Source organism: Sphingobium herbicidovorans (assembly GCF_002080435.1).
GTDB lineage: Bacteria > Pseudomonadota > Alphaproteobacteria > Sphingomonadales > Sphingomonadaceae > Sphingobium > Sphingobium herbicidovorans.
Genome location: NZ_CP020538.1, coordinates 1803259 through 1821441, shown reverse-complemented (window position 1 = coordinate 1821441; position 18183 = coordinate 1803259). Strand labels below are relative to the sequence as shown.

General features: G+C 61.6%; 22 protein-coding genes. 11 read left to right on the top strand and 11 right to left on the bottom strand.

Annotated elements, in window-relative coordinates; all coding sequences use genetic code 11:
* Window positions 1-31 precede the first annotated feature (31 nt).
* Window positions 32-829, top strand: coding sequence for a DUF1134 domain-containing protein (locus B6S01_RS08825; RefSeq protein WP_037468946.1), 798 nt, complete (start codon window positions 32-34; stop codon window positions 827-829).
* Window positions 830-835: 6 nt separating this feature from the next.
* Here B6S01_RS08825 and dinB read toward each other — a convergent pair whose 3' ends face one another.
* From dinB to B6S01_RS08810, 3 genes are read right to left on the bottom strand one after another with little or no spacing between them, the layout of a single operon-like run.
* Complete coding sequence (dinB, locus tag B6S01_RS08820) at window positions 836-1915, bottom strand: DNA polymerase IV (RefSeq protein WP_037468945.1); 1080 nt, start codon at window positions 1913-1915, stop codon at window positions 836-838.
* Window positions 1916-1969: 54 nt separating this feature from the next.
* The gene (locus B6S01_RS08815) at window positions 1970-2500 is read right to left on the bottom strand and encodes a YceD family protein (protein WP_407695223.1); all 531 of its coding nucleotides are present in this window, start codon (window positions 2498-2500) and stop codon (window positions 1970-1972) included.
* Entirely contained in the window at window positions 2497-3012 is a 516-nt protein-coding gene (locus tag B6S01_RS08810; RefSeq protein WP_037468939.1) for a ubiquinol-cytochrome C chaperone family protein, read from the bottom strand. The genes B6S01_RS08815 and B6S01_RS08810 overlap by 4 nt, the downstream gene beginning before the upstream one ends.
* Window positions 3013-3154: 142 nt before the next feature.
* Between B6S01_RS08810 and B6S01_RS08805 the strand changes: the two genes are divergently transcribed.
* The 4 genes from B6S01_RS08805 to B6S01_RS08790 all read left to right on the top strand — a co-directional run bounded on the left by B6S01_RS08805 (window position 3155) and on the right by B6S01_RS08790 (window position 6564).
* A complete protein-coding gene (locus B6S01_RS08805) occupies window positions 3155-3652 on the top strand; it encodes an outer membrane protein assembly factor BamE (protein WP_037469176.1) in 498 nt (165 codons plus the stop codon).
* A gap of 669 nt (window positions 3653-4321) precedes the next feature.
* Window positions 4322-4948 carry a LuxR C-terminal-related transcriptional regulator gene (locus tag B6S01_RS08800; RefSeq protein ID WP_231568085.1) on the top strand — a complete coding sequence of 209 codons (627 nt, stop codon included), beginning with the start codon at window positions 4322-4324 and terminating at the stop codon, window positions 4946-4948.
* A 223-nt stretch (window positions 4949-5171) separates the two neighbouring features.
* On the top strand, window positions 5172-5342 hold the full coding sequence (locus B6S01_RS21025) for a transposase (RefSeq protein WP_157704814.1): 171 nt from the start codon (window positions 5172-5174) through the stop codon (window positions 5340-5342).
* 310 nt (window positions 5343-5652) lie between these two features.
* Complete coding sequence (locus B6S01_RS08790) at window positions 5653-6564, top strand: oxidoreductase (protein ID WP_037469174.1); 912 nt, start codon at window positions 5653-5655, stop codon at window positions 6562-6564.
* A gap of 63 nt (window positions 6565-6627) precedes the next feature.
* Here the strand turns inward: B6S01_RS08790 and pgeF are convergent, their stop codons facing one another.
* Entirely contained in the window at window positions 6628-7386 is a 759-nt protein-coding gene (pgeF, locus tag B6S01_RS08785; protein WP_037468934.1) for a peptidoglycan editing factor PgeF, read from the bottom strand.
* 145 nt (window positions 7387-7531) lie between these two features.
* On the opposite strand from pgeF, the gene B6S01_RS08780 reads away from it, so the two are divergent.
* On the top strand, window positions 7532-9148 hold the full coding sequence (locus B6S01_RS08780; RefSeq protein WP_037468933.1) for an amino acid permease: 1617 nt from the start codon (window positions 7532-7534) through the stop codon (window positions 9146-9148).
* Window positions 9149-9187: 39 nt separating this feature from the next.
* On the opposite strand, the gene B6S01_RS08775 is transcribed toward B6S01_RS08780, so the two are convergent.
* Entirely contained in the window at window positions 9188-10465 is a 1278-nt protein-coding gene (locus B6S01_RS08775) for a multidrug effflux MFS transporter (RefSeq protein WP_037468928.1), read from the bottom strand.
* A 198-nt stretch (window positions 10466-10663) separates the two neighbouring features.
* Here B6S01_RS08775 and B6S01_RS08770 point away from each other — a divergent pair, with 198 nt between their 5' ends.
* Window positions 10664-10960, top strand: a complete 297-nt coding sequence (locus B6S01_RS08770) for an SEL1-like repeat protein (protein ID WP_037469171.1) — start codon at window positions 10664-10666, stop codon at window positions 10958-10960.
* A 4-nt stretch (window positions 10961-10964) separates the two neighbouring features.
* On the opposite strand, the gene B6S01_RS08765 is transcribed toward B6S01_RS08770, so the two are convergent.
* From B6S01_RS08765 to B6S01_RS08745, 5 genes are all read right to left on the bottom strand, one after another.
* Entirely contained in the window at window positions 10965-12098 is a 1134-nt protein-coding gene (locus tag B6S01_RS08765) for a GNAT family N-acetyltransferase (RefSeq protein WP_037468927.1), read from the bottom strand.
* Entirely contained in the window at window positions 12091-12726 is a 636-nt protein-coding gene (locus B6S01_RS08760) for a glycerophosphodiester phosphodiesterase family protein (protein ID WP_081570449.1), read from the bottom strand. Before B6S01_RS08760 ends, B6S01_RS08765 begins: the two co-directional genes overlap by 8 nt.
* A 70-nt stretch (window positions 12727-12796) precedes the next feature.
* Entirely contained in the window at window positions 12797-13261 is a 465-nt protein-coding gene (locus B6S01_RS08755) for a RidA family protein (RefSeq protein ID WP_037468925.1), read from the bottom strand.
* A gap of 21 nt (window positions 13262-13282) precedes the next feature.
* Window positions 13283-13915 carry a hypothetical protein gene (locus B6S01_RS08750; RefSeq protein ID WP_037468924.1) on the bottom strand — a complete coding sequence of 211 codons (633 nt, stop codon included), beginning with the start codon at window positions 13913-13915 and terminating at the stop codon, window positions 13283-13285.
* Window positions 13912-14208 carry a DUF3572 domain-containing protein gene (locus tag B6S01_RS08745; RefSeq protein ID WP_037468923.1) on the bottom strand — a complete coding sequence of 99 codons (297 nt, stop codon included), beginning with the start codon at window positions 14206-14208 and terminating at the stop codon, window positions 13912-13914. The genes B6S01_RS08750 and B6S01_RS08745 overlap by 4 nt, the downstream gene beginning before the upstream one ends.
* A gap of 70 nt (window positions 14209-14278) precedes the next feature.
* Here B6S01_RS08745 and B6S01_RS08740 point away from each other — a divergent pair, with 70 nt between their 5' ends.
* Both B6S01_RS08740 and B6S01_RS08735 read left to right on the top strand, forming a co-directional pair.
* The gene (locus B6S01_RS08740) at window positions 14279-14641 is read left to right on the top strand and encodes a response regulator (RefSeq protein WP_174525916.1); all 363 of its coding nucleotides are present in this window, start codon (window positions 14279-14281) and stop codon (window positions 14639-14641) included.
* A 148-nt stretch (window positions 14642-14789) separates the two neighbouring features.
* Entirely contained in the window at window positions 14790-16658 is a 1869-nt protein-coding gene (locus B6S01_RS08735) for a PhoX family protein (RefSeq protein ID WP_037468921.1), read from the top strand.
* Between the two features lie 176 nt (window positions 16659-16834).
* On the opposite strand, the gene rpmG is transcribed toward B6S01_RS08735, so the two are convergent.
* A complete protein-coding gene (rpmG, locus tag B6S01_RS08730) occupies window positions 16835-17002 on the bottom strand; it encodes a 50S ribosomal protein L33 (RefSeq protein WP_007687342.1) in 168 nt (55 codons plus the stop codon).
* A gap of 219 nt (window positions 17003-17221) precedes the next feature.
* Between rpmG and B6S01_RS08725 the strand changes: the two genes are divergently transcribed.
* Both B6S01_RS08725 and B6S01_RS08720 read left to right on the top strand, forming a co-directional pair.
* The gene (locus B6S01_RS08725; RefSeq protein WP_037468913.1) at window positions 17222-17554 is read left to right on the top strand and encodes a hypothetical protein; all 333 of its coding nucleotides are present in this window, start codon (window positions 17222-17224) and stop codon (window positions 17552-17554) included.
* 18 nt (window positions 17555-17572) lie between these two features.
* Window positions 17573-18139 carry a TMEM165/GDT1 family protein gene (locus tag B6S01_RS08720; RefSeq protein WP_037468909.1) on the top strand — a complete coding sequence of 189 codons (567 nt, stop codon included), beginning with the start codon at window positions 17573-17575 and terminating at the stop codon, window positions 18137-18139.
* Window positions 18140-18183 lie beyond the last annotated feature (44 nt).

Here is an 18183-nt window from a genome sequence, read left to right as displayed (position 1 = left end):
GAAGAGCGCGGGTATCCGGGGAGTTGTTGGCATGATCGGGATGATGAAGCGGATGGCGATCCGCGTGACGCTTGGCGGCACGTGGACCCTCGCGGCCCTGGGGATGGCAATGACGCCTGTCGCTGCACAGGCGCAGGTGCGCACGGTCGATCCCAACACGGCGATCGATGCCGACCTTGCGCCAGTCCCGCCGTCGAATAGCACGCCTACCGATCCCGGCGTCGACAGCAGCGCACCGCCAATCGACGCGCCGGCACAGGATTCAGTGCCCCCTGCAGTCGGCAACAGCACGGCGACCGGCGCGCCGGTAACGGCCAACTCACCGCCCGCCGCCCCGACGCCCGGCGAATCCTATCAGGAAGATGATCTGATCGGCGCGGCAGAGGGGGTGTTCGGAAAGGGCGCCGAGGGCCTTGCGGGAATGATCGAAAAGATCCTGAAGGATCAGGGCCGTCCCAACGCCTACATCGCAGGGCGTGAAGCCTCGGGCGCCTTCGTCGTCGGCCTGCGATATGGATCTGGCACGCTGAACCATAAGGTGGAGGGACGCCGCGAGGTCTATTGGACCGGTCCGTCGATCGGTTTCGATGTGGGCGGCAATGCGTCCAATACCTTCGTGCTCGTCTATAATCTCTACGACACGCAAGATCTTTACCACCGCTTCCCGGCTGCCGAGGGCACCGCCTATCTGGTGGGCGGGTTCACGGCCAGCTATCTGCGCTGGGGCAGCGTCGTGCTCATCCCGATACGGCTGGGTGTCGGCTACCGGCTGGGCGTCAACGCAGGTTACATGAAGTTCACTGAAAAGCGGAACTGGTTGCCCTTCTGACCGGGTTCAGAGCGGGAAGCTCAGCTGTTGCCCCGCCTCTGCGTCCTCGTCCTGGTCAAGATTGTGTACACCCAGTCCCAGCAACCGTGCGCCCATGCGCAATGGCAGTTGGGCGAGCAGCAATGCGCGCGCCGTTTCCGCCAGCAGTTCAGGAGACCGTACCGGCGCAGCCATGCTCCTTGACCGGGTGATGATCCGGAAGTCCGCGAACTTGATTTTCAGCACGACCGTCCGGCCATAGGCCCCACTTTTCTCGATCCTGCCCCATAGGCTTTGCGCGATCCGGTCGACCTCCGCGACCAGCATTTCCCGGGTAATAAGGTCTTCAAGGAAGGTATCTTCGACGCTGACCGACTTTCTTTCCTGCCGTTCATGCACTGGCCGGTCATCCTCGCCCCGCGCTGCGCGATAATAGAAGGGGGCGGCGCTGCCGAAATGCTGTTGCAGGAAGGCAAGGTCGCGCGACCGCAGATCCGCGCCTGTTTCGATCCCCAAGGCATGCATGCGCTGCGCTGTGACTGGTCCGACCCCATGGATTCGCCGCACCGGCATCGTCGCCATGAAGTCTGCGCCCTCGCCGGGCCGCACCACGCAGATGCCGTCGGGCTTGTTCTGATCCGAAGCGAGCTTGGCGATCAACTTGTTATAGGAAACACCTGCCGAGGCGGTCAGGCCGGTCTCTTCCCGAATCATGCGCCTGATCTCCTCGGCGACGATCGTGGCTGACGCGAGGCCCAGCTTGTCGGAGGTGACGTCGAGATAGGCTTCGTCCAGCGAAAGCGGCTGGATGATGTCGGTGAAACGGGAAAAAATCTCACGTACCTGCGCGGACACGGTGCGATAGGCGTCAAATCGCGGCTTCACGAAGATCAGGTCCGGGCATAGTCGCCGCGCCCGCGCACCTGGCATCGCCGACTTGACGCCAAAGACGCGCGCTTCATAGCTGGCGGTGGCGACGACCCCGCGTGGACCGCCACCCCCGACCGCGATCGGCTTACCCCTCAGTTCCGGTTCGTCGCGCTGCTCTACCGACGCGTAAAAGGCGTCCATGTCGATATGGATGATCTTGCGCGGTGGAGACTCCATGGCGGATTTTCATGCCATAGAAGGAACGAAAGGGAAACAAGCCGTCGCTTCAGCTCAGGGCTTTTTGTCCTTGAGGGAGAGCAATGCTGCAAAGGGGCTGGCCTGCTCCTCGCTTAGCACGCCGGCCTCGCGCAGAAAGGTGTCGGCCTCCGTCGACCGGGGATAGGGGGTCATCGCCAGAGCCAGGGTCTCCGCCACGGCTTCGCCCATGTCGATCATCTGGCCGTCATAGCCGATGATGTCACAATCCTGCGAATCAATCTCGAGCTCTTCGGCTTCCGCTTCCTCCCCGCTCTCTTTCACGAAGCGCAGGTGGAAATCGGTGTCGATCGTCTCCGGCACGGCCACGCCGGTGGCGACGCAAGGCTGCGCGAGTTCCGCCCGCACTCGTCCGCGCGCAAGGATCGCGTCACTTTCCTCGCTCAGCGCATAGTCGGCTTCCAGCCGGTCGAGCCTGAGCAGGTTGAACCGGCGCGCCAGCGCGTCACGTTCGCTGGCATCGGCGGTGATGGTTATGCCTTGTGCATGGCGAGCGATCTGGTCTGCGCGGACCGGCCGGGAAAATTCAGGCGCGGGGTTGATCATCCAAGGTCTCCCATCAGCAGAGTCTCGCGAGATAATGCGGACAGGCGGTTCCAGCGCGCCTGGAGAGACGATTCGACATGGCTAACTGCATTTTCAGTTGGTTCGCCGCCGCGATAAAGATTGCGGACCAGTGCTTCGCGCAAATCGGCGCTCTCCAACAAAGCGGCACGATAGGCCGACAGGCGGCCGCCCAGCGCACTGACCATCCGGCCTATATGTTTGCCGACGACGACGTCGCCAATGCCTTCCTGCCGCAACTGGCCGTCCATGTCATCGACGAACAACTCGGTCAGCCAAACGCTTTCCTGAGCCGCATTTAGAGCTTCCAACCGCATGAGCACCTGCGCGAGGACGGCAACGATCATGTCAAACCGACCATCAATTGTGTCGGGCACCTCGCCTTCCAGATACCAATGCGGCTGACGTCCTTCCTGGACGATGGCCTGATAGAGCGGCTGCATCGCGTCCTTGGGATCGGTGCGCGCGAACAGACGCTGGAATAGGTTGGGCATGACGAAGCGGTTTCCTGGCTGAACGGAACATAGGCCCCCCTTGCCGGGGCTTGCGCATTTCCATATTGATCGGCGGGCCGCGCGATGCAATGGCGGCTTTGGTTTTCGCGTTTTCCGGGGTTCGTCCCGGCAGGAGAAGTTCATGCGTCTGTTCAGCCGACATCTGTTGCTCGCCGTCGGCCTTGGCGCGCTTGTTCTGGGAACATCGGGCTGCACACGCATTCGCACCCACCAGGGATATCAGGTCGACAAGCTGTTGGTCGATTCGATCCAGCCCGGCATAGACAATCGGGCATCGGTCGAAGCTACTCTAGGCCGTCCCAGCTTTACAGCGCAATTTGGCGACCAGGATTGGTATTATGTGTCGCGGGACATGCGGGCACTGGCCTTTTCCAATCCCAAGCCTGTAGCCCAGACCATCCTTCATGTCCGCTTCGACGCTGCGGGCAATGTGGTTGCCGTTGATCGCATGGGTCTGGAACAGGTCGCGAAGATTTCGCCCTCTGGCGATAAGACCCCGACGCTTGGGCGTCATCGCAGCCTGTTCGATGAGATTTTCGGCAATATCGGGGCGGTCGGCGCTGGCGGCATGGGCGGCGCTGGCGGTGGTAGCAATACCGGCGGCCCCAACGGCAGTTAGGATCGCGGGCCGATCGTTTCGGTCTGCCTCACCATCACTGTACTGCGATGACGGCGGCGCTGTTCACATCGCCATTGTGACATGGAATCCACCACGCCTCGAGTCTTGGCAGTGGGATGCGATTGCGCAGCTGCGTCCAGCTCAAGTTCATGGCCTTCAAGTGATTGTTCTCATTAAGGAACAGAATTAAAACTTACCGTTAATAAATAGAGACTCGCAATGGCGGTAAGGGAGGCATATGCTTTGGATCGGGTCCATCGCTGTAAGCCTAAAGTAGTAATTCTGGCACTGCGCTTAAGGCATAGACTATAAGGCTAACATCGGAATACGCTGTATTAACAAGATGTTACTCAATCTTGTTAATAACCCGAAATTTCCGTTCAGCGATTCAGGACTCTGGCGGCACAAATATGCTAGTCATAAGTTATTGAAACCAAAAGAAAGGGTCGCACTGCAGGCATTTGGTCACTGGTCTTTCACGCTTCGTTTGGGGCCTGCTAACGGACGTGGAAGAGATCATGAGGGGAATACCCAATGGCTTACCCAGTCAATGTGCGTCTGTTGTGCGGAAATGCAATTGTTCGGGAAGGTTTGAGCCGGATCCTGATAGAACGGGATTTCCGGGTCAGCCAATATCCTAATATTGCAACTGCGCTTCAAAGAGCGGAGGTGCCGGAGGAAGATACCGGACCTTCTTTGCTGTTGATAGATAGCGGTTCTGATGAACTGGATGCAGATAGCGTTGCAGTCCTTCAGCGTCGCTTTCCTTGCGCCTATCTGGTTGTTCTGTCCGACCGTTTCGACTTCCAGATCATGCTTAAGGCGTTCCGATTGGGCGCAATGGGCTATATCATCAAGGAAATCAGCTGCGATCGTCTGGTGGCGACGCTGAATCTCGTCGCGATGGGCGAACGGGTATTGCCACCGCAACTCGCCGACGAATTGCAGTCGCGGCCGACGCTCACGGACGCTCTGGAGGTCGAACGGCCTGTGGATGCGGCAAGCTTGTCGGACCGGGAACTGGAAATCCTTCGCTGGCTCATCATGGGATGCCCGAACAAGGTCATCTCCAAGCGGATGGAGATCAGTGAGGCGACGGTCAAGGTGCACGTCAAGGCGGTACTGCGCAAGCTACGCGTCAAGAACCGCACCCAGGCCGCCATCTGGGCTGCAAACCATGGAATGCGTGGGCGCGTGCCGGATGTAGAAGCACCTTTGGCGGTGGAAGTGACTGTTCCCCATCCCGCCCAACTGCCGCCGCGCGAATTGGCCGCTATGCCGCTCAACCGGGCCTAAGTTCCGCGGCCTGTAAAGGGCCGCGGTACTGCGCTGCAGGGTTCTAAATTGTATTCTGAGATGAACGATCAGTTGTCGCGTCATCGACTCGACGCAAGCGTTGGCTCGCGTTGAGGCTAAAGGCGGCCGCTGGTCGAATGGGGCCTTCTATTTTCCGGCCTGTTGTTCAGGTCTCGTGGACAAAGTTTGACATGAGACTGGCCGGTTGATTCAACGCTGTCTTTTGGCGGCGGCGAAAGCTGAGCGGATCGGGCTTTCGGATGAGGAATGGGAGATCATCGGCGCGCTGCTGCCGCCAGAGCGCGGTCGCGGCTGCCGTCCGGCGCAGGATAACCGGCTGTATTTCGAGGGGGATTGGCTGGACAGGCTCGCAATGGCGACACCTGCCGAATGAATATGGCAAGTGGAACAGTCGGCAAAAAAGGGGACCGAGGAAATCGAAGCTCTTGGCCGATCGCGTGGCGGCTTCAGCACCAGACTCCACGCCCGGTGCGACGCCAAAGGCCGCCCGCATCAGGGCGTGTCCGACCGCTTTTATGAACCTATGACGATGTGAAATTTCCGAGCGATGAGTTCGGTAACATCGTGCCGCCGGGATGACCGCAGCGTCACGGATGACCGGCCGCGCATGTCCCGGCCATTAGCATTGTGTTGGACCCCGCAAACCGCCAGTAGTGAATATCGAGGATATGGGGAGCGATGACATGGGGTTCACGACAGACGACATGCCTGATCAGCGCGGATGCACGATGTTGGTGACAGGCGCCAACACGGGCATTGGCTTTGAAGCGGCCAAGGCGCTGGCGGGTAAAGGCGCGCGGGTTTTGCTCGGCTGTCGCGATGCCGATCGGGGCAAGGCCGCTATGGCACAGATCGCAACCGCCGTTCCCGATGCCGATCTTGATCTCGTCCTGTTGGATCAGGCCGACCTTGCAAGCGTCCGCGCCGCTGCCGACAGGATTGCCGATGAGCCGCGGCTGGATGTGTTGTTGAACAATGCTGGCGTGATGATCCCCCCATTGTCGCGGACAGCGCAGAAATTCGAACTGCAGTTCGGCGTCAATCATCTTGGCACCTTTGCGCTGACTGCCTTGCTGCTACCCAAACTCGCCGAAACGGCGGGCGCGCGTGTCGTGGTCACATCCAGCCTGGCGCACCGCCGCGGTGAAATATTGTGGAGCGACTGGAACGCCGAACAGAACTACAGTCCGAACCGCTATTACAGCCAGAGCAAACTGGCCAACCTGATGTTCGCCCTGGAACTGGATCGCCGGTTGCGTGCGGTTAGCTCGCCGGTGAGCGCGATTGCATGTCATCCCGGCGTCGCGCTGACTGAGCTGATGCGCCATCTTCCCAAATGGACGCAGCCGTTGATGCCGCTGGTACGCCCGTTGTTTAACCCGGTAGCGGCTGCCGCCTGGCCCGCGCTACAGGCAGCCACCGATCGAGCAGCGCAAGGCGGGGAATATTTTGGGCCGCAGGGTCGCTGGGAGATGCGAGGTCAATCCGGCCCAGCGTTCGTGCAGGATCATACCCGCGACGTCCAAGCCGCCCGACGGCTTTGGGATCTCTCCATTCAGGCCACTGGGATCGATCCGGGCCTGCCTGCCAGCTGATCCGTCATGCCCCAGAGCGGGTAAGGGGAGGCATGCGTGAGGAATTCCCTCCCCTGATCGCAATCAGCGGACGGCGATCATGGAAATCTGTCGTCCATAGCTCGGCTCGCCAAGATGGCAGGCGCGGCGATAACTGAAGAAGCGCTCTGGCTGGCTATAGGTGTCCTGATCGAGCATTTCGATACGCTCGACGCCCGCACCAGCGATACGGGCCGCCACATAGGCAGCGATGTCGAACTGGCAATGGCCTTCTCGCCCTGCCGTGAAAAAGCGGCTGTTCTCTCCATCCTGTTCTTCAAAGCTGCGCGCGAAATCCAGCGTCACTTCATAAGAAGCGCGGCCGATACAAGGCCCGATTGCGGCGACGATCCGATCGCGGCGGGCGCCCAGTTTCTCCATCGCGGCGACCGATCGGTCCGTCACGCCGGCCATCGCCCCTTTCCAACCGGCATGCGCGGCGCCCACTACACCCGCTTCGCGATCCGCGAGGAGGATCGGAACGCAGTCAGCCGTCAAAATGCCAAGGACCAGGCCCGGCCGGTCTGTAACCATTGCGTCGGCGGCAGGGCGATCTGCTTCGGCGATGGGGCCGGTAACCGTGACCACATCGGGCGAATGAACCTGCCGCGCGGTCACCAGGGTCGCGCCGGGAAGCAGCGCGTCCCGCGCAAGGTCGCGATTGCGCAGAATGGCGTCGCGTTCGTCCTCAGACCCCAGCCCTACGTTCAACCCCGCATGCACCCCCGTAGATACCCCGCCCCCGCGCCCCGCGAAACCATGCGGCACCTCCTGCAGGCTGGCGGCACGCAACAGTTCGACCATCAAGGGCTCCTTTGGGCAAGTGTGGCAATGATCACGCAACATACTTGCGCGCGCCATATTAAGCGATAGTCTCCACTCCCATAATAATGGGGAACGGCCAATGCGTCGTTCGGGCAAAAGACAACAAAGATAAAGGGCTCCACGCATGATATTCGGGCGCATCAAGCCTTTGGACGCCATATTGGCCACGGCGGAGAAAAAATCGCTGGCCCGCACATTGGGGCCAGTTCAGCTGACTTTGCTGGGTGTCGGGGCGATCATAGGCACCGGCATTTTCGTATTGACCGCCGCCGCCGCGCAAAAGGCGGGTCCGGGTATGATGTGGAGCTTTATGATTGCGGGCGCAGTGTGCGCCTTTGCCGCGCTCTGCTATTCCGAAATTGCCTCGATGGTGCCGGTTTCCGGTTCTGCCTATACCTACACCTATGCGGTGGTCGGCGAACTGCTGGCATGGATGGTGGGCTGGGCGCTGATCCTGGAATATGCCGTCGCCGCCAGTGCGGTGTCGGTTGGGTGGTCCGGCTATTTCATGGGGCTGATGAAAAGCCTTACTGGATTTGAACTGCCACAGGCGTTGGCGGCCGGGCCGGCATGGTCCATGAACGGCTTTATCCCGCACGCCGATTTTTCACATGGCGTCATCAATATTCCCGCAATTTTCGTGGCGTTGGCGGTCACCGCTCTACTGGTCCTGGGCACGACGGAAAGCGCGCGGGTCAATGCCGTACTGGTCGCGATCAAGGTCGCCGCGCTTACCGCCTTTATCGCCCTGACACTACCCGTGCTCGACACCGGCAATTTCTCGCCCTTTGCGCCCAATGGCTGGTTCGGGCCGGAGGGCACGAGCGGGATGGGCGTGGTTGGCGCTGCTGCTTCGATCTTTTTTGCCTATGTCGGCTTCGATGCCGTGTCCACGGCGGCGGAAGAAACCAAGAACCCGCAGCGCAACGTGCCGATCGGCCTGATCGGCAGCCTTGCGATCTGCACCATTTTCTACCTGCTGGTCGCAGCCGGCGCTATTGGCGCGATCGGGGCGCAGCCAGTGCTCGGGCTGGACGGGTCGGTCGTCGCACCCGGATCAAAAGGCTTCGCCGATGCCTGCGCCACCGCAGCTCATGCGGGAGATCTGGTTTGCTCCAACGAAGCGCTGGCCCATGTTCTGCGTGCGATCAACTGGACGGTCGTGGGCAATGCTCTGGGTCTGGCCGCCAATCTGGCTCTGCCATCGGTCATCCTGATGATGATGTTCGGTCAGACCCGCATCTTCTTCGTGATGGCGCGCGACGGCCTGCTGCCGGAAAAGCTCGCCAGCATCCACCCCCGTTTCAAGACGCCGCACATCGTGACCATGGTAACGGGCGTGTTCGTGGCGATCGCTGCCGCGTTGCTCCCCGTCGGACAGTTGGCGGACATTTCCAATTCGGGCACGCTTTTCGCTTTCTTCATGGTGTCGATCGCGGTGCTGGTATTACGCGTGCGCGATCCCCATCGGGCCCGCCCCTTCCGCACCCCGATGGTTTGGGTTATTGCGCCGATGGCCGGCCTGGGCTGCCTGTTTCTGTTCTTCAACCTGCCCGTCGATGCGCAGATGGTGCTTCCGCTTTGGGGCGGGGTGGGGCTGCTGCTCTATTTCCTCTATGGCTATCACAAGAGCCATGTGGCGCGTGGCGTCGTTGAAACGCATGAACAGGATCCCGGCATTCCGCCCCAGCCCGTGCCGCCCATGCCCGGTGCGCACACGCCGGGTGGCCGCGACGCCTGACGATCACGAAAGGCGGTGGAGCGATCCACCGCCTTTTCGTCAATGGGGCGTATCAAATTCCGCTTGCCGCAGGGCGTCATGCCGGGGGCGGGTGAACAGCTTACCCCTTTCGCCGAATAGGACGATCAGTAACGCCGCGCTGCCGAACATCAGCATGCCCAGGGCCAAAGGCAGGGTAGTGCCGTCGAACGCGCGCCCCACAACGCTGCCCAATGCGCTGGAAACCGCCGTTGTCAAAAAGGCCTGAAAGGACGAGGCCGCGCCCGCACCCTTGGCGAAGGGCTCCATCGAGATTGCGCCGAAGTTGGAGGCTGTGAAGGCCACCGCCATCATCGTTGCTGACTGAAAGAACATGAAGGTGAATATCGTTTCCTTCCCGGTGACGATCACGGCCACGTGGATGAAGCTGATCAGGATCATCGAGAGAACGGCGCCTTGGCTCAGCCGCCGCGCGCCAAAGCGCGACACCAGTCGGCTGTTCAGCAGACTGCCGATGCCCATGCTGCCGGCCATCACCGCGAAGGCGATCGGAAAGATGGTCTGTTCATGGAAAATGTCGAAGAAAATCTGCTGCACCGATAGGATGAAACCGATCAGACCGCTCATCATCATGCCGCTGGCAAGCATATAGCTCGCTGCACTGCGATGGGTGATCACCGCGCCCATGGTGCGGAAAATGGTCGAAGCGTCCATCCGCAACCGGTTCTCCGGCCGCAATGTTTCCGGCATGCGCACGATCATCCACAGCAGGATCAAAGCCGCCTGAAGTGCCAGGATCCAGAAGATCCATCGCCATGGCGCGAACCATAATATGACCTGGCCAAAGCTGGGCGCCATCACCGGGATCAGCATGAAAACGGCGAGGATCAGCGACATGACCTTGGCCATCGCATCGCCCTTGAACCGATCGCGGATGATCCCGACGGCGATCACCCGGCTTGCTCCTGCAAAAAAGCCCGCCAGGAAACGGCCGGCCAGCAGCATGGGAAAGCTTTGCGCCGCTGCGCAGCCGATGGTGGACACAATGAACAGAGCAAGGGCGCTGCCCAACACCGGCTTGCGCCCGAAGCGGTCAGAAAGGATCCCGAACAGCAGGGAACCGATGCCCAGACCCAGGAAATAGATGCTTATGATGAGCTGCCGGTCATTGGCGACCCTGATCGCCAGGTCGCGGCCAATGTCCGGCAGCGCAGGCAGCATGGGGTCGGTGGACAACGCATTCATGGCCATCAGGCAGGCGCTCAACACCACGAACTCGCGGAAGCCGATGTCGTTTACCGTTTGTGCAGGGGCGACCGGGGAAGGAAGGTTGGTCATCGGGCGGCTATGGGGAGAATCCATTCCGTATGCCAGTCATAGATCCGACGATCTGTCGCATTAACCGTGCTGACCGCGCTTTTATGCAGCCTGCCTTTCACAACGGCGAATATGCGTTAACCATTTTTTATCGCCTGCCGGTGCACCGTGGCGCCTGTCGAAAACCATTATGTCGAAGTCCATAGAGGGGATTCGGTCGTGGCGAACAGTTTGAAGAGCGCACAGTTTCTGATGGAAAGCCGCCTGTCGAGCACCGGCTGGGAGTCGGCGGAGGCCTGTTTCGACCTCGGCGTCGCTTATAGCTGCGGCACCGGTGGGAAGCCGGTTGATCTGATCGAAGCGCACAAATGGTTCAACCTTGCGGCCCTGCGCGGCAGCGAGGAAGGACAGGCGATGCGGGCTGAGATCGCCGAGGAGATGACCGCGCGCGAAATTGCCGAAGCCCAGCGCCAGGCCCGCGCGTGGATCGCATCGACCCAGTTGCGCGCCGCCTGAAACGTCAGCCGTCCTTGCGAAAGGGCGCGCGTTCGGAAAGCCAGATGCGGTCGCGCTGAACGCCCGTTCGTTCTGCCGCCAGAAAATCCGCCACCGCCCGTCGGAACGATGGATTGGGTAGGAAATGCGCGGAATAGGTGGGTTCAGGCCCATAACCGCGCGCCAGCTTGTGACTGCCCTGCGCGCCAGCCTCTACCCGCGACAGGCCGCGCGCGATGGCGGCGTCGATCGCCTGATAATAGCATAGCTCGAAATGCAGATTGGGCACATCCTCAACGCAGCCCCAATAGCGGCCATAGAGGGCATCCGCGCCGATCAGGTTCAGCGCTCCGGCGATCGGCCTGCCCTGCCTGTTCGCCAGCATCAGCAGCACGCGATCGGCCATGTTTTCGCCCAGCATCGAAAAAAAGGATCGGGTGAGATAGGGCCGTCCCCACTTGCGAGCCCCGGTATCCTGATAAAATTGCCAGAAGGCGTCCCAGTGCGTTTCATCGAGATCGCTGCCAGTCAGATGAACGATTTCCAGCCCCTCGACAGCCCTCGCCCGCTCCTTGCGAATATTTTTCCGCTTGGCGCTGGATAATGTCGCGAGGAAATCGTCGAAATCCTTATAGCCGCGATTGACCCAGTGAAACTGGCTGTCTTCGCGAATCAGCCAGCCCGCCGCCTCGAAAAGCGGCGCCTGATCCGGTTCGATGAAGGTTGCGTGGGCGGACGACAAATGGTTTCGCTCCACGAGCGTCTCTATGCCCGCGATCAGCGCCGGGGCGAGCGCCTGATCGCGCAGCAACAGTCGGGGGCCGGGAACGGGCGAAAAGGGCGCGGCGAGCTGAATCTTGGGGTAGTATTGCCCGCCCGCCCGTTCCCATGCGTCGGCCCAGCCATGGTCGAACACATATTCGCCATGGCTATGCGTTTTGCCATAGAGCGGCGCGGCGGCTGCAACCCGTCCATCGGCGCCGTCGATCAGCAGCGGCAAGGGCTGCCATCCGGTGCCGGGGCCGACGCTGCCTGATCGTTCCAGCGCGGCCAGAAAATCCCAGCTCATGAAGGGATTGCGGGTCCCGGCACAGGCATCCCACTGGTCGCGGGGGACATCCGCTACGCCCCCGACGACGCGCGCCGTGCATTCAGTCACGCGGAACCTCGAATATGATTTGATCGGCGTGCGCCGCCGCAGTGGCCCGGTCATCTTTCGTACGGACGGTCCATGTCAGCACGGCCATTCCTTGTTTGCGAGCCTGGTTTGCCAAGGGAGAAGGAAGGTCGCGAATGTCACAAGCGACAAAATCGGGTTTCGCCACCCAAAGTGCAAGGCCACGGCGAGCGGCGCCGCGCCACCCCTGTGCGCCCTGTTCCGTCACGACCAATCCTCGCAAGGTTTGGGGCATGCGCCGTGCGAACCAGCGCATGGCGACGGGGTTGAAGGACATGACCGCCGCCAAGGCTGTGGGATGGCGCGCCAGATCACGGGCGACGGCGGCGCAGAGCGGTCCAACGCGGCGACCAATCACCTTGAGTTCAATCAGCAGCGGTAGGCTTGATCCGCACAATCGCAGCAACGCATCCAGCCGGGGAATGTAACTGCCGTCGTTCAGCTGTATCCGGTCCAGCATTTCCGCCGAAAAATCAGAAAGCTGCCCGTCAGCGCCGGTCATCCGCAGCAGGCCCGCGTCATGAAAGACCATCGCTACGCCGTCCCGGCTGGGCCGAACGTCACATTCGATACCATAGCCTTGCGCGGCGGCGGCGCGAAAGGCGGCCATGCCATTTTCGCTGATCCCCGGCCCATGCAGCCCGCGGTGGGCGAAGGGCCGGGCGGTCAGGAAGGAAAGGTCAGGCCGCGGGCCGGACAAGGACGACCGCGTCGATTTCGACCGCTGCGCCAAGCGGCAGTACGGGGACGCCGACCGCGCTGCGCGTGTGCTTTCCTGCCTCTCCAAAAATCTCGACCATCAATTCGGACGCGCCGTTGGCGACCTTCGGCTGATCGGTAAAGCTCGGCGCGCTGCAAATGAAGGCGCCCAGCTTAACGATCCGCTCGACCCGATCGAGACTGCCGAGCGCGGCTTTCATCTGGGCGACCAGATTGAGCCCGCAGGCACGTGCCGCCTTGACGCCAAAGTCCAGATCCCGATCTTCGCCAAGGCGGCCCGTCATCAACTGGCCGTCGGACAGCGAAATCTGGCCAGAGATATGCAGCAGGCCGTTGGCCTCTACCGTCGCGACATAGGCGGCGACGGGTGCGGCGGCTTGCGGAAGGGTGATGCCGAGTTCGGCGATGCGGGCTTCAATACTCATGCAGTGGCTCCATCGGATTGATCAAGGTTTGAAAGGGGCGGGGCCTTCACCCATGCGCGCGGCTATCCATGCTTCGGCGGATGCCCAATCATCGATACGCGCATGGGCGAACGGGGCAGCGTCTATTTCTCCCGCGATCTCCGGCTCACCGACCATGTGCAGGCGCCATACGCCCGGCGCATGCTGTGCGACTGATTGATGATGTTCGGCCAGATCGTCGATGAAAAGGGCGACAGGCGCACGGCGTTCCTGCACGATCGCGGCGAGAGGCTGTCCCTTCGGTCCGTGATTCCAGTGAACCGGGAAATCCAGTCCATGCGTCGCCAGTTGCGCAACGCGCTGCTCGTGGTGCCTTTGCCCTATATTGGTGAGTACAACGACGTCGGCGATGCGCGACAGCCGGGCTATCGCCTCCACTGCGCCCGATATCGGCTTTTGCCGGTGCATCTCCGTGTCGAAAAAGCCCACCAGCAGCTGCCATACCAGCTCGCGTTCCAGCGGGATGCCGCTGTCCTTGTGGCGCAGCGCCTCGGCAAAGCCGCGCTCGCGCATGTCGAAATGGACGTCATGATGCTCGTCCAGCCATTCGCGGAAGGGCACGACCATGTGCAGCAGCACTTCGTCGCAATCGGTGATGATCAAGGGTCGGCTCATCGGCCCAACTCCCACCTGGCAGCGACCAGGGCCGTGGGCTCGATGCCCAGCGCATCGGCGCAGCCGATCAGGTCCGGCTCGTGGTCCGCGAGAAATTCGAGTACCGCTCTCAGCGTCGCCGGGTTACCGATCCCCGCCCGCAGCGCGTCGGCGTCCAGGCCCGTCAGCGCCAGCAGCCGCTCTGCCCGCCGTTCGTCATTCAGGGTCCAGGCCAGCGCCATCAGCGCCAGCGTGCCGGCTTCTTCACCATTGGCCGGGGCTTGCTGCTTGCCATCGGGATGTTCGGGACGCATGATTGATTCTCGGCAAGGGGCAGTTGTATCAGCGCGCTTTCAAATGCGCATCATTGAACGCGGGTGACTGGTGGCAAAGCGCGTGCTCGTTGTCGAGGACAACGAACTCAATCTCAAACTTTTTTGCGATCTGCTGCGCGCGCACGGCCATGATGTGTTGCCGCTGCGCGATGGCCGCGACGTCGTGGCGCAGGCGCTGGAGTTCCGTCCCGACCTTGTGATCACCGACATCCACCTGCCCCATGTCAGCGGCCTTGACCTCATCATATCGTTGAAGCGAGATCCCCGGCTGGCCCCGGTGCCCATCATGGCCGTCACCGCCTATGCCGGGAAAGGAGACGAAGACCGGATACGCGGCGCAGGGGCGCAAGCCTATGTATCGAAACCTATCTCCGTGCTTCGCTTTATCGAGCAGGTGAACGCCCTGCTATAGGGCGGGGGGCGATGGTCGTCACAAGACCGTCATCGGCATTTCATGGCTATGTCCTTCAAATGAAGCGGTGATTTCACGCAGTCCTGCCAAGTCCGGTGGCAAGGGCGCGGCATCTCGTCGCCAGTCCGATCCGCAAAAGGGTATATCCATGTCTCACCTCACCGACGAGGCGCGCGCGCCATTTCGCGCTGCCGAGCCCAAGATCGACGCTGGCGACAATTGCCTGGAGGCTATCGTTGCCGCCAATCCCGGTCGCCGTTCCGTCCTGAAGAACGGCCTGTTTGGCCTTTCCATGCTGCCGATGCTCGGTGCGTTGGCTGCCTGTGACGATGATGACGCCTCTGCGTCGCCGACGCCCTCGCCCAGCCCCACGCCGACCCCGACGCCCGCGCCCAGCTATGCCATCGCCTTCGCCCCGGTCGCCGCGAACCAGAATGACACGGTCACCGTGCCCACTGGCTACACCGTCGATGTGCTGCTGAAGGCTGGTGATTCGGTCGAGGCGGGCACTGCCTATTCGGGCAGCTTCCCGACACCCGCAGACGCCGAAAAATGGGCCGGCGGCAATCATGACGGCATGGAATATTTTGCGCTGTCGGGCACGGACGCCAATGTCGGCGGCCTGCTGGCCATCAACCATGAATATCCGGACGTCAACATCCTGTTTTCGGGCAGCTATGATGCCGCGACCGCCACGGCGGATCAGAAGGCGCTGGCGCTTTCGGCGGTCGGTATTTCGGTCGTCGAAGTGGCCAAGGGTTCTGACGGGAAATGGGCGGTCAAGGCCGGATCGACCTTCAACAAGCGCTACACCGGCAACAGCAGCTATCGCGCGGGCGGCCCCGCCGCTGGCCAGTTGTCCGGCACCATCAAGGGCATGCTGAACAACTGCGCCTCGGGCCGCACGCCCTGGGACACCTACCTGACCTGTGAGGAATCGACCGACAATTACCTCGATCCGACGCAGCCTGAGCAAAATTACGGCTGGGTTGTCGAGATCGATCCCTATCAGGAATTGGCCGCGCCGACCAAGCGCACCGCCATGGGCCGATTCGCCCATGAAAATGCTGCGTACATGGCCGACAGCGACCGTCGTACGGCCTTTTACATGGGCGATGACGCTACGCCGGGCTGCATTTACAAATTCGTGCCCGATCGCGCCTACAGCGCATCAAACCGGGCGGCCAATACCGAGCTGCTCGATTATGGCACGCTCTACGTCGCGCGGTTCAACGCCGACGGCACGGGCGAATGGCGTGCGCTGGTGCAGGGTCAAAACGGCCTGCTTCCCGGCGCGTCCGACCCCGGCAATGTCAGCCAGAGCACGACGCCTCCCACGCCTGTCATAGTTGATTTCAACAGCCAGGCGGATGTGCTCATCAACACGAAAGCCGCTGCGCGCGTTGCGGGCGGCACCGTCATGGACCGCCCTGAATGGCTGACGGTCGCGCCGGACAACAGCGCGGTCTACTGCACGCTTACGAACAACAGCGGCCGTCAGGTCGCGGACGCCGCCAACCCGCGCACCCGCAATCTTCATGGCCACATCATCAAGTTCAAGGAACAGAATGATTCGCCCCTGGCGACCAGCTTCACCTGGGAGATTTTCCTGCTGGCGGGCGATCCCAGCCTCGCTTCGGGCGGCGCCAACCTGGTGGGCGACATCAATGGCGATACATTCTCCAGCCCCGACGGCATCCGTATCGATCCCCAGGGCCGCCTCTGGGTCCAGACCGACCACAGCGTGCCCGGTAATTCGGGCGTGACCGGGACCACCATCGACCAGGCCTTTGGCCACAATGCGATGTTCTATGTGGATCAGACCAGCAAGCAGTCCAAGCGCTTCCTGGTGGGTCCGTTGGGCTGCGAGGTCACCGGCCTTGCTTATACGCCCGACCTCAAAACCTTCTTCGTCAACATCCAGCATCCCACGGGCAACTGGCCTGTCGCGGGAGAAGTGGCGCGTTCATCGACCGTCGTGATTACGCGGACCGACGACCAGCCGGTCGGCAACTGATCGTCGCCCCGCCTTCGGTTCGGGCGGTTCCGGGAAGCCCGCATATCGGGCTCCCGGAAGTTCCGAACCGCAAGGGTACAGAGGCCGCACGCAACAAGGAAAGGCCCGCTCCCTTACTGGGTGGGCCTCTTCTTTCAGCCGATCAAATCGCCGAGGCGGGCGAACCCGCCGTCAGATCACTTGATCTTTGCTTCCTTGAACTCGACATGCTTGCGCACGACCGGGTCATATTTGCGGAAGCTCAGCTTCTCGGTCTTCGTGCGCGGATTCTTCTTGGTAACATAGAAGAAGCCGGTGTCAGCCGAGCTGACGAGGCGAATCTTGACGGTTGCTGGCTTGGCCATGGCCCTGGTTCCTGGTCGTAAATATCGTGAAAAAGAAAAGCGGCCCCCCAATTCTTTCGAAAAAGGGCCGCCCCGTTTCAGCAGCCGCCCATGAGGGAGATTCGGGATAATGTCAAGGCGCACGTGGGGAGGGCCGGCGCGTCATGCTAGACTTTACGTGGCCTTAACCCGTTCCGTTGCATGATGCCATCGGAGCGACAGGATAGGGGGAGACTTCCCATGCGACATGATCCGATGCTGGCCATTCTTGCAGACTTGCTGCGCCGTGTAGACGGCCTCGCCGGCGAGCGGGGGCATGTCAGTCTTGTACGGCTGCGAGATGAAGTGGACCAGATACGTCATGTCGCCCGCGCCTATCAGATCGACAGCGTAGAAGGTCTGGCCGACACGCTTCAGTCCGCTCTTTCCCTTCAGGGAACCGGGCCGGTCATCCTGTCCTATCTCGACCTGATGCGTGACGCCATCGCCGCAGAGATGCCCGATGCGCAGGTCATTCCCATGACTATCGCGGTCAAGCCGGCCGCAGTGGCCGGATCCTCGCTTTCTCTCTGACGCGCACGACCGGCGCTTATGGATGCATTGCTGACCACGTTGCTCGGATGCTTCCTGGCGGAAATAGGTGACAGGAATCAGCTGCTGGTCATGGCGCTTGCCGCCCGCTTTGGACGGGACGGCGCGATCATCGCGGGGGTGCTGGTGGCCGTCGTCGCGAACGCCGCCATTGCCGCAGCCGCTGGCGCCTTCCTTGCGCCGATGCTGGGCGCCGACGCCCGGCTGCTGTTCCTCGCCCTCGCCCTGCTTTTCCTTGGCCTTGGCCTGTTCTGGCGGGTGAGGCAGCCCGATCCGCTGGACCAATGGCCCACCGGCCCGTTTTTGACGAGTGCGCTGGGTCTATTCATCCTCGGTTTCGGCGACGGATCGCAATTCCTGATTCTGGGGATAGCTACGCGCACCGCTGATCCTGTCCTTGCCGCTACTGGGGGCGCGATAGGCGTGATGGCTGCGCTGGTTCCGGCCGTGCTGCTGCGGGATCGCCTGCTGAAAGTCCTGCCTGTTCGCGCCATTCGTTATGGCGGCGGTGCGCTGACCCTGATTTTGGCGGTTACGCTCGCCGTCACTGCGCTGCGGCTGGTCTGATCGAGGGGCTGCATCAGACTGAACGAGGATTTCAGCAGGAAATT

What these genes read in the sequence shown, in the direction of transcription:
- B6S01_RS08825 (WP_037468946.1), top strand. Translation starts at nt 32, where the DNA reads ATGATCGGGATGATGAAGCGGATGGCGATCCGCGTGACGCTTGGCGGC.
- dinB (WP_037468945.1), bottom strand. Translation starts at nt 1,915, where the DNA reads ATGGAGTCTCCACCGCGCAAGATCATCCATATCGACATGGACGCCTTT.
- B6S01_RS08815 (WP_407695223.1), bottom strand. Translation starts at nt 2,500, where the DNA reads ATGATCAACCCCGCGCCTGAATTTTCCCGGCCGGTCCGCGCAGACCAG.
- B6S01_RS08810 (WP_037468939.1), bottom strand. Translation starts at nt 3,012, where the DNA reads ATGCCCAACCTATTCCAGCGTCTGTTCGCGCGCACCGATCCCAAGGAC.
- B6S01_RS08805 (WP_037469176.1), top strand. Translation starts at nt 3,155, where the DNA reads ATGCGTCTGTTCAGCCGACATCTGTTGCTCGCCGTCGGCCTTGGCGCG.
- B6S01_RS08790 (WP_037469174.1), top strand. Translation starts at nt 5,653, where the DNA reads ATGGGGTTCACGACAGACGACATGCCTGATCAGCGCGGATGCACGATG.
- pgeF (WP_037468934.1), bottom strand. Translation starts at nt 7,386, where the DNA reads ATGGTCGAACTGTTGCGTGCCGCCAGCCTGCAGGAGGTGCCGCATGGT.
- B6S01_RS08780 (WP_037468933.1), top strand. Translation starts at nt 7,532, where the DNA reads ATGATATTCGGGCGCATCAAGCCTTTGGACGCCATATTGGCCACGGCG.
- B6S01_RS08775 (WP_037468928.1), bottom strand. Translation starts at nt 10,465, where the DNA reads ATGACCAACCTTCCTTCCCCGGTCGCCCCTGCACAAACGGTAAACGAC.
- B6S01_RS08760 (WP_081570449.1), bottom strand. Translation starts at nt 12,726, where the DNA reads ATGGCCGCCTTTCGCGCCGCCGCCGCGCAAGGCTATGGTATCGAATGT.
- B6S01_RS08755 (WP_037468925.1), bottom strand. Translation starts at nt 13,261, where the DNA reads ATGAGTATTGAAGCCCGCATCGCCGAACTCGGCATCACCCTTCCGCAA.
- B6S01_RS08750 (WP_037468924.1), bottom strand. Translation starts at nt 13,915, where the DNA reads ATGAGCCGACCCTTGATCATCACCGATTGCGACGAAGTGCTGCTGCAC.
- B6S01_RS08745 (WP_037468923.1), bottom strand. Translation starts at nt 14,208, where the DNA reads ATGCGTCCCGAACATCCCGATGGCAAGCAGCAAGCCCCGGCCAATGGT.
- B6S01_RS08735 (WP_037468921.1), top strand. Translation starts at nt 14,790, where the DNA reads ATGTCTCACCTCACCGACGAGGCGCGCGCGCCATTTCGCGCTGCCGAG.
- rpmG (WP_007687342.1), bottom strand. Translation starts at nt 17,002, where the DNA reads ATGGCCAAGCCAGCAACCGTCAAGATTCGCCTCGTCAGCTCGGCTGAC.
- B6S01_RS08725 (WP_037468913.1), top strand. Translation starts at nt 17,222, where the DNA reads ATGCGACATGATCCGATGCTGGCCATTCTTGCAGACTTGCTGCGCCGT.
- B6S01_RS08720 (WP_037468909.1), top strand. Translation starts at nt 17,573, where the DNA reads ATGGATGCATTGCTGACCACGTTGCTCGGATGCTTCCTGGCGGAAATA.